General features: G+C 70.4%; 5 protein-coding genes. 4 read left to right on the forward strand and 1 reads right to left on the reverse strand.

Features of this window, described 5'->3' with window-relative positions; genetic code table 11:
- Nucleotides 1-130 precede the first annotated feature (130 nt).
- The gene (locus GA0115259_RS27955; RefSeq protein WP_093602185.1) at nucleotides 131-448 is read right to left on the reverse strand and encodes a DUF6059 family protein; all 318 of its coding nucleotides are present in this window, start codon (nucleotides 446-448) and stop codon (nucleotides 131-133) included.
- A gap of 263 nt (nucleotides 449-711) precedes the next feature.
- Between GA0115259_RS27955 and GA0115259_RS27960 the strand changes: the two genes are divergently transcribed.
- The 4 genes from GA0115259_RS27960 to GA0115259_RS27975 all read left to right on the forward strand — a co-directional run bounded on the left by GA0115259_RS27960 (nucleotide 712) and on the right by GA0115259_RS27975 (nucleotide 4,414).
- Complete coding sequence (locus GA0115259_RS27960; protein WP_093602187.1) at nucleotides 712-1,512, forward strand: AfsR/SARP family transcriptional regulator; 801 nt, start codon at nucleotides 712-714, stop codon at nucleotides 1,510-1,512.
- A gap of 116 nt (nucleotides 1,513-1,628) precedes the next feature.
- Nucleotides 1,629-2,402, forward strand: coding sequence for a thioesterase II family protein (locus GA0115259_RS27965; protein WP_237540548.1), 774 nt, complete (start codon nucleotides 1,629-1,631; stop codon nucleotides 2,400-2,402).
- Nucleotides 2,403-2,551: 149 nt separating this feature from the next.
- A complete protein-coding gene (locus tag GA0115259_RS27970; protein WP_093602189.1) occupies nucleotides 2,552-2,995 on the forward strand; it encodes a DUF4260 family protein in 444 nt (147 codons plus the stop codon).
- A 183-nt stretch (nucleotides 2,996-3,178) separates the two neighbouring features.
- Entirely contained in the window at nucleotides 3,179-4,414 is a 1,236-nt protein-coding gene (locus tag GA0115259_RS27975; protein ID WP_093602191.1) for a cytochrome P450, read from the forward strand.
- The last annotated feature ends 76 nt before the right edge of the window (nucleotides 4,415-4,490 follow it).

Here is a 4,490-nt window from a genome sequence, read left to right on the forward strand (position 1 = left end):
GGCCCGCCGCCCGTCCGCAGCGCTCAGCGGCTCACCAGCGTGGTGTCGGCTCGCCTGCCGCTCCGTATCGGTGACGTTCACGATCACACGCCCTCGCGGGGCACCAGCTCGGGCCCGAACGGACGGATCGTTATCTTCCGGTTCGTTTCACGTCGACGCCGAGTCCTGCCCACAGCTCCTGCTCGACCCGGCTCGGCGGCGTCGTGCAGCGCTGCTCCGGGCCGCCGGCCGGGGGCCCCTGGAACCGGCGGCCCCTCCGGCTCGGGCCCTCCGCGGCTCCCGACGGCGAGTGTTCCCGCGCCCCGGCATCCTTGGGAGTGTCGTCGGTGTCCGCGCCGGGGTCGGGGTAGTGGATACCGGGCAGCGGTCCGACGCTGAAGGCGCCGAGCGTGACCAGCAGATGGAACGCGCCGGAACCGGCCCTGCCGATCCAGTACCTCAACCCCATGCTGCCCCTCTTCTCCACAGCCGGTCGGTCCCGAGGCTGTCCTGGGACGACGATCGTCGGCACCCATGGTCACCACTCGCCCTGAAGCCTCGCTTAACTCGCCCGAGTGGCCTGAAGATCGCTCGAAAACGTCTCATGGAAGGCCGTGACCATGAAAATCTCACGCCCCGGGGCAGACGGATTCCCGGCGGAGATCATGATCGGTGAAGTGTCGTTGTAGGCGACAACGTGTCAGTGTTCCCGGTAACGGGAGGAGCAGTGGCATGGAGATAGGGGTTCTCGGGCCGCTCGTGGTGAGCATCGACGGCACCTCCGTGGTGCCGAGCGCGGCCAAACCGCGTCAGCTGCTCGCGCTGCTGGCGGTCAACGCGCGTAGGGACGTGAATGTGACGACCCTGACGGAAGAGCTGTGGGAGTCAAGTCCCCCCAGCGGACCGTCGGGTGTGGTGCAGACCTATGTCAAGCAGTTGCGCAGGGCGATCGCCGGCGCTCTCGGACCGGAGCACGAGTGTGCGCCGAAGGAGGTGCTGAGCCGCAGCTATGTCGGGTACGCGTTGAACATGCCCGCACCCGTCATGGAGGCCGACCTCTTCCAGCAGCTCACCGCTCGCGGGTTGCGGGCCCTGGCCGCCGCTGACGACGAGACCGCTTCCAAGCTGCTGGGCGAGGCGCTCGCCATGTGGCGCGGGCCGGGCCTCGCCGACGTACGCATCGGACCCGCGCTCCGCGTCGAGCTGCTCCGGCTGGACGAGGCACGCCGCTCCGCGCTGGAGGGGCGGATCACCGCGGACCTGCGGCTCGGCCGACACGCCGAAGTGATCGGCGAACTCTTCGCGCTCACCGAGCGTTTCCCGTACCAGGAGAGTCTGCACGGGCTGCTGATGCTGGCGCTCTACCGGAGTGGACGTTCGTGGCAGGCGCTCGAGATTTTTCGAAAGCTACGCGCGTCGACTGCCGAGGAGCTGGGCATCGAACCTTCCCTGCGCGTGCAGAAACTGCACCGCGCGATCCTGGCAGCCGACCCCGGGCTCGACCTCACCGCGCCGAGTTTGGCGGCCTTTTAGCGGCCCGGGGCACCGTGGGGACCGCGTCGGCCGGGCACCCCACCTCTCGACGCACCGCGGACCCGGCCGGCCCCCCACCCCTGGACGGAACCGAGACGGAACCGAGACGGAACACCATGACGCGATACCTGTCCCGGAAGCGCCCGGACCACGAACCCGACCACAGAACACGGCTGTTCTGCTTCCCGTACGCGGGCGGCGGAGCCTCGGCGTACCGGCGATGGCAGCGCGGCCTCGACGTACAGGACGCCGGAGTGCGGGTGATGCCCGTCCAACTGCCCGGCCGCGAGGAACGGTTCGGCGAGCCCAGGTTCACCGATCTGGACGCCCTCATCGACGACCTCGACGCACAGCTCGACGAAGAGCTGTCCGAGCCCCACCTCTTCTACGGCCACAGCATGGGCGCGCTCATCGCGTCCTCGCTCACCCGACGGCGGCAGCAGCGCGGCGCGACCCTGCCCCGGGCACTCGTGCTGAGCGCCTATCGCGCCCCGCACCTGCCGGCCCCGCCGATCGCCGACCCCGAGGCCGGGGACCAGGAACTCGTCAGGGGCCTGGTGGCGCTCGGTGGTATCCCGCGGACCCTGCTCGACCACCCCGAGTTCCTCTCCGCGCTGCTTCCGGTGGCCCGCGACGACCTCCGGCTGTGCCTCGGCAGCGCCGCCGCGCACACCGAGCCGCTGCGGGTACCGCTGCACCTGTTCGCGGGCGGCGCCGACCGGCTGGTCTCCGTGTCCGAGGTGCTCGCCTGGCGGCGGCACGCGGGGCGCGGCTGCGAAGTGCGCACGATGCCCGGCGGACACTTCTTCATCAGATCGGACGAGGGTGCCTTCCTGCGTGAACTCGCCGCTCTGACGCGCCGGTACGCCGATGAGCGGGTCGGGGTATGACGGGGAGAGACACCGTGCCCGCGGCGGCCAGATCATGAGAATCTCACGCTTCGGGCATTCACCTGTCAGGCCGGGCTCATGACAGCTCTCCGTCGTCGGCTCCGGTTCCCCCGGGCCTGTACGAATCCATCGCGAAAGGAACAAGTCCGGTGACACACCACGCCCCGGAAGGCGCCACCAGGAGTTCGGCCTCACGGCAGGTTCGCGCCGCCTGGGGGGCGCTGGCCGTCCTCCTGCTGATCTGGTTGGTGTTCGAGGCGGTGAAGTACGGCGGATGGGTGATCGTCGCGGCGGTCGCCGGTCTCGTCGCACCCGACCTGTCGTTCCTCGCCGGTCTCTTCGGCCCGCACCAGCACGGCCCGCACCAGCACGGCCCGCATCAGCCCGGCCGGCTGCCCCGCAGTGCCGTTCCCGCCTACAACCTCGTGCACCGGCCCGTCGTCGCCGTCGTCGTCATGCTCACCTGCCTCATCCCCGACGACCCGGCCATCGCCGTCCCGCTGTTCAACTTCGGTCTGGCCTGGCTGGTGCACATCACCGCCGACCGGGCCCTCGGGTACGGCCTGCGCACCGCCGACGGCTGGCACCGCTGACGGCGAGCACCGCTGACGGCCGGCACCGCCGCCGACCTGCGCTCGCAGGGCGCTTTGGCCACGCGCAAGCCCCCGCTGCGAGGCTCGTCCAGATCCCCGACTGCGCCTCTCGCCGCGTGTCGGCCACCGGAACCACCGCACACAAGTAACCGCTGAGCACGCACCTGTTGCAGGAGGAAACGTATGGAAACGACGGACACGACGCACGGCGGGCCGGAGAGCGGCCAACCCCTCCTCGACTACCCGTTCCACCGCCCTTCGGCCGTCGAAGTTCCTCCCGTCTACGAGGAACTGCGGGGCAAGTGCCCCGTCGCCCACGTCCGGCTGCCCACCGGCGACGAGGGTTACGTGGTGACCCGCTACGACGATGTCCGCACCGTTCTCTCCGACGCCAGGTTCAGCCGGGCCGCCACCGTCTCCCCCGACGCGCCGCAGCTCACCCCCACACCTCCGGTGCCGGGCAGCCTGTTCACCACGGACCCGCCCGAGCACACCCGGCTGCGCCGGCTGGTCTCCCGGGAGTTCACCGCCCGACGCGTACAGAACATGCGTCCCCGGATCCAGGAGCTGACCGACGGTCTCCTGGACGAGATGGAGAAGCTCGACGGGCCCGTCGACCTCAACACGGCACTGGCCTTCCCGCTGCCGGTGATGGTGATCTGCGAACTGCTCGGTGTGCCCTTCGAGGACCGGGACCGCTTCCGTGAGTGGTCGGACGCCTTCGTCTCGCTGACCGCGCACACCGCGGAGGAGACCGCCGCCCAGCGCCAGAAGATGATCGAGTACCTGGCCGCACTCGTCAAGCGCAAGCGCGAGGAGCCGACGGACGACCTGATGGGGGCGCTCGTCACCGCCCACGACGATGAGGGCAGCCTCAACGAGTTCGAGCTGATCGTCATGGCCGCGACCATCCTCGTCGCCGGACACGAGACCACCGTCAGCATGATCGGCAAGATCGTCCTGACCCTGCTCCGCCACCCCGAGCACATGGCCACGCTGCGCGAGCAGCCCGAGATGATCGACCACGCCATCGAGGAGCTGCTGCGCGTCAACCCGATCGGCGACGGCGGCCCGCTGCGGATCACCCTGGAGGACGTCGAGGTCGGCGGCACCGTCATCCCCAAGGGCAGCGCGGTCCTCGCGGCGGTCTGCTCCGCCAACCAGGACCCCTCACGCTTCCCCGGCGCGCAGGCGAACGAGTTCGACCCCGCCCGGCCCGAGGCCGTCCACCACGTCGCGTTCGGCCACGGCCCGCACTTCTGCGTGGGCGCCGCGCTGGCCAGGGCGGAACTGCAGATCGTCATCACCTCTCTCCTGAACCGCTTCCCCGGTCTGCGGCTCGCGGAGGAGGTCGACGCCCTGGAGCTGACGACCGGGATGATGGTGCACGGCCTGACCCGGCTGCCCGTCACCTGGTAACGGATCCGGCTGAACACCGCGCGGCCCCGGCGGGCGCACCCGGCAAAGGCCCCGGCCCGTACGTTCCCGTACGGGC

Source organism: Streptomyces sp. MnatMP-M17 (assembly GCF_900091995.1).
In the GTDB taxonomy this organism is placed as follows: domain Bacteria; phylum Actinomycetota; class Actinomycetes; order Streptomycetales; family Streptomycetaceae; genus Streptomyces.